Source organism: Flectobacillus sp., assembly GCF_049240685.1.
Classification (GTDB): domain Bacteria; phylum Bacteroidota; class Bacteroidia; order Cytophagales; family Spirosomataceae; genus Flectobacillus.
The window spans coordinates 1-4,668 of record NZ_JBMLSD010000372.1 but is presented as its reverse complement, the minus strand read 5'-3'; the positions used below and the strand labels follow the sequence as shown (position 1 = coordinate 4,668).

Below are 4,668 nucleotides of genomic sequence, written 5' to 3'. Positions count from 1 at the left end.
TGCACGATAACTTATTTACTCAATTTATAACCCTAAGATTTTTCCACCATCTACAGGCAAACTTACTCCTGTAATATAAGATGCTGCGGGCGAGCATAAAAATGCTACAGCAGCGCCAAATTCTTCTGATTCGCCAAATCTTTTGGCTGGTATATCTACCTGTAAAGCTTTTTCCACTTCTTCTCTCGATGTCCCCGTGGCATTCATTCTCGATTCTATCAAGGAATCCAATCTTGCCGTTTTGGTCGAGCCAGGCAATACGTTGTTGACTGTGATGCCAAAAGGCGCTAATTCGCTTGCCAAGGTTTTTGCCCACGATGCTACAGCTCCTCTGGTAGTGTTAGATACGCCAAGGCCACTAATAGGTTGTTTGACCGAGGTAGAGATAATGTTGACTATTCGCCCAAATCCTTCTTTTTTCATAGAAGGTACGCATGCTTGTACGAGGATATGGTTGCAAATCAGGTGGTTTGAATAGGTTTTAGTAAACTCTTCAATCGTTGCCTCTAAGATTGGGCCTCCTTTGGGTCCTCCTGTATTGTTGACCAAAATATGTATTTCTGGAAATGTTGCAAGATGTTGCTCTATTCCTAATTTTACCTGCTCTGGATAGGAAAAATCGGCTACAAAATAATGATGTTGCTGTCCAAGGCTTGTATCCAAATCGAGTATTGCTTTTTGTAAGGATGTTTCGTTACGAGCAACCAATGTTACATTAGCTCCTAATAAGGCTAACTCTATTGCCGACGCCTTGCCCAATCCTTGTGTACTTCCACAAACAATGGCATTTTTATTTCTTAAATCTAAATTCATTCGAGTTTACTTTTAGTTGCAGTTTATGTTGTTGAAATTAGCATTCGTAGTTTTTGGTTACGAATGAGGATGGACTCATTATTTTTTTACAAAACAAAAAATGTTAAATTTCATTATACAGTAAAGATACAACGTATAGTATTTTCTTGAAAAGTTGCAAAAAACCTTAATTCTCTACCGAAACCCAACTCTCTTCTGCCTTATGCCAGATTTATCATATAGAAGCAATCAGCCTGAACTTATCGACGATTTTGAGCTAGACAACGATGCTCTTCGTCAGAATTTAGAGGAATTGGCACTCATTAATCAATACCTTGGAGGGAATCAGGTTACTATTAGCGGCTTAGGAGCCTTATTGAAAAATCACGACAAATCTAAAGCAATTGTGATTGGCGATTTGGGCTGTGGTGGTGGCGATATGCTAAAATTAATGGCTCGATGGCTTCAAAAAAAGGGATATAAAAGCAAGCTCGTTGGTATCGATGCCAACGATTTTATGATTGATTTTGCCAAAAAAAGAACTCAATCTTTTCCCGACATTAGCTATTTACATGAAAACGTTTTTGCTGAAAGTTTTCAACAACATACTTTTGATATTGTAGGGATGACGCTTTTTTGTCATCACTTTACCGACGAACAGCTCATCCGACTTTTTGAATTACTCAAAAAACAATGCCGACTAGGATTTGTGATTAATGATATTCATCGACACTGGTTTGCTTATCATTCGATTGCTTGGATTACTCAACTTTTCCTGAAGTCATATCTGGTAAAACATGATGCCAAACTATCGGTCTGGCGAGCTTTCAAAAAATCGGAAATAGTTTCTTTGCTGGAAAAAGCGGGTATTCGTCACTATCGAATTCGCTGGCGCTGGGCATTTCGCTGGGAAGTAGTCGTGAAAACCGACCAATTATAATTTTCCTAAAACTAAAAACCTTTTGGAAAGTTATACACTAAAAAACATATTAAAATGAGTATTATAGTTTGGTATCGCAACGATTTACGAGTACACGATCATGAGCCTTTGTGGAAAGCTTCTCAAAAAACCACAAATGTATTTCCCGTATATATTTTTGACCCTAGGCAATTTGAAGAATTATCCTTAGGTTTTGCAAAAACAGGATGGCTTCGGACACAATTTTTAATAGAATCTGTCCAAAATCTTCGCAAAAACCTACAATCTATTAGTTCAGGTTTGATTGTTAGAGTTGGAAAACCTGAAGAAATTCTACCTCAGTTGGCTACAGAACTAGAAGCAGAGGCGGTCTATTGCTCAGAAGAAGTAACTGCTGAAGAAACTGCCGTAGATACCAAAGTTGAAGATGCTCTGAATGCTATAGGAAAATCTATGTCCTTTTTTTGGACTTCAACTCTATTCCATATCGATGATTTACCTTTCGATATTGACCAGTTGCCCGACGTTTTTACACAATTCAGAAACAGAGTAGAAAAATCTTGTCATGTGCGCTCTTGCTATGATACGCCCTATGCTCTTTTGTTCAAAACCAATGTAAGTATCGGTACAATGCCCACAGCCGAAAGTTTGTTGGGGTACTCTTCCGATGCTACTACCCATTATGTAGGTGGTGAAGATGCAGCCAATCAACGTTTGAAAGAATACTTTTGGGAACAAGATTTATTAAAGGTTTATAAAGAAACCCGCAACGAAATGCTAGGTATGGACTTTTCTTCAAAGTTCTCGGTTTGGCTAGCCAATGGTTGTATTTCGCCAAGGTATATCTATCAGCAAGTTCAGGAATATGAATACCAGCGGGTCAAAAATGATTCAACATATTGGCTGATTTTTGAGCTTCTTTGGCGTGACTATTTCCGTTTTGTTTCGATGAAATATGGTAATAGAATTTTTTCAGTAAAAGGTATCAAACAAGATGAGTATGTTCAATGGGGACAAAATAAAAGAATATTTGAGCTTTGGAAAAATGGAGAAACGGGTATTCCTTTGATAGACGCCAATATGAAAGAACTTCTTGCTACAGGATTTATGTCAAACCGTGGAAGACAAAATGTGGCGAGTTTCTTGGTAAAAGATTTAAAAATAGATTGGACTTGGGGCGCTAGTTGGTTTGAAAGCCAATTGCTCGATTATGATGTATGCTCTAACTGGGGCAACTGGAATTATGTAGCTGGAGTAGGCAATGACCCTCGCGAAAATCGTTACTTCAACATTTTGACGCAAGCTACTCGTTACGATAGTCAAGGCGAATATGTGAAGCATTGGCTACCCGAATTGGCTTCGGTTCCAGCGGATAAAGTTCACCTGATTTCGGTATTGCCACCTGTAGAACAACAAAAGTATCAAGTACACATCGGCGTAAATTTCCCCAAAGCATTGTTTGATGTAAATCGTTGGCGAAAAAAGTAGTTGGACTTTAGTTCTTTTCCTACATTTCAAATATATAGATGACCATTCATCCACAAAAAAAGCGTCTCAACTAGAAAACGTTTTGGCTTGTCTTTTTTACTATACATTTGGTAAAGAATCAATATTAGTACGACATTAGGTTTTAGTGAAAGCTTTTTTTTACTGATATAAAATACTTAACTTGTCAAACCTAAATTGAGACTTATATTTGGAAAGTGCCGTCTAAATGGTATATCCAAGGGATAACCTATCCACTCGGAATTTATCCACAATTTTAACTTTAAAATTTACCAAGACTATGTCAAAAGGAACCATCATTGCATTAGTTGTTGCAGCAGTTTTAGTATTCTGGGGAATCGGTGTAAGAAACGGAATGGCTACAAGCGAACAAGATGTAGAAGCATCTTGGGCAAAAGTACAAACTGCTTATCAGCGCCGTGCTGATCTTATTCCAAACCTTGTAAAAACAGTACAAGGAGTAGCAAATTTTGAAAAAAGTACATTAACAGACGTAATCAGTGCTCGTGCTAGTGCGACTCAAATCAAGTTAGACGCAAGTGACCTTTCGCCTGAAAACATGAAGAAATTCCAAGAAGCTCAAAGCCAATTGAGTGGAGCCCTTTCAAGATTAATGGCAGTTGCTGAAAACTATCCAACCTTGAAGGCAACTGAAAATTTCTCCGAACTACAGGCACAATTGGAAGGTACTGAAAATAGAATCAAAGAAGAACGTGATCGTTTTAATGATACTGTCAAAGAATTTAACAATAAAGTAGTGACATTCCCAAACAGTTTGATTGCTGGTTTCTCTGGTTTTAGCAAAAAAGGCTATTTCGAAGCTGATGCTTCTGCTCAAAAAGCACCATCGGTAGATTTCTCTAAATAATCCTCCGAAACAGCTAAATTTAAGTAACTTCTCAGCTATGCTATCGTTGAGAAAGTGCTTAAATTTAGCTGTTTTCTTTTTATAAAAATCTTATGCTACTTTCTGAAGAACAACAAAGTATCATTGTCGACGCTATCAAAGCTGCTGAGAAAGAAACTTCGGGCGAAATCAAAGTTCATGTCGAACAATTTTGCCCCGGAGACGTGCTCGAAAGAGCCAAAGTCGTATTTGGCCAGCTCGAACTTCACAAAACAGCACAACGAAATGGCGTGTTGTTTTACTTGGCTACCGTCGACCGCAAATTTGCCATTTTGGGTGATAAAGGCATTAACGACGTTGTCCCTGCCAATTTTTGGCAAGACATCCGCAATGATATGCAATCCTATTTTGTCATGAATCAGTTTGCGGCAGGTTTTGCTGTAGGTATTCAAAAATCGGGCGTTGCGCTCAAGCAATTTTTCCCCTACCAATCGGATGATATCAATGAGATTTCTGACGAAATTTCATTTGGAGATTAATTACAAGTATTACAGCAAAATTAGATTTGAGTTTTTGTTGAAGGCATAAGGCAAAGAGTGTTAAA

The 4,668-nt window shown here is 38.0% G+C and carries 5 protein-coding genes; 4 read left to right on the top strand and 1 reads right to left on the bottom strand.

Features of this window, described 5'->3' with window-relative positions; all coding sequences use genetic code 11:
• Positions 1-24: 24 nt before the first annotated feature.
• On the bottom strand, positions 25-813 hold the full coding sequence (locus ACOVQ4_RS17210; RefSeq protein ID WP_421821855.1) for an SDR family oxidoreductase: 789 nt from the start codon (positions 811-813) through the stop codon (positions 25-27).
• Between the two features lie 202 nt (positions 814-1,015).
• On the opposite strand from ACOVQ4_RS17210, the gene ACOVQ4_RS17205 reads away from it, so the two are divergent.
• The 4 genes from ACOVQ4_RS17205 (at position 1,016) to ACOVQ4_RS17190 (ending at position 4,603) form a co-directional block, all read left to right on the top strand.
• Entirely contained in the window at positions 1,016-1,732 is a 717-nt protein-coding gene (locus ACOVQ4_RS17205) for a methyltransferase domain-containing protein (protein WP_421821854.1), read from the top strand.
• A gap of 54 nt (positions 1,733-1,786) precedes the next feature.
• Positions 1,787-3,199, top strand: a complete 1,413-nt coding sequence (locus tag ACOVQ4_RS17200; protein WP_421821853.1) for a DASH family cryptochrome — start codon at positions 1,787-1,789, stop codon at positions 3,197-3,199.
• Positions 3,200-3,497: 298 nt separating this feature from the next.
• Positions 3,498-4,085 (top strand): LemA family protein, encoded by a 588-nt coding sequence (locus ACOVQ4_RS17195; RefSeq protein ID WP_095161326.1) that lies wholly within the window; start codon positions 3,498-3,500, stop codon positions 4,083-4,085.
• Positions 4,086-4,177: 92 nt separating this feature from the next.
• Positions 4,178-4,603, top strand: coding sequence for a TPM domain-containing protein (locus tag ACOVQ4_RS17190; protein ID WP_421821852.1), 426 nt, complete (start codon positions 4,178-4,180; stop codon positions 4,601-4,603).
• Positions 4,604-4,668: the final 65 nt, after the last annotated feature.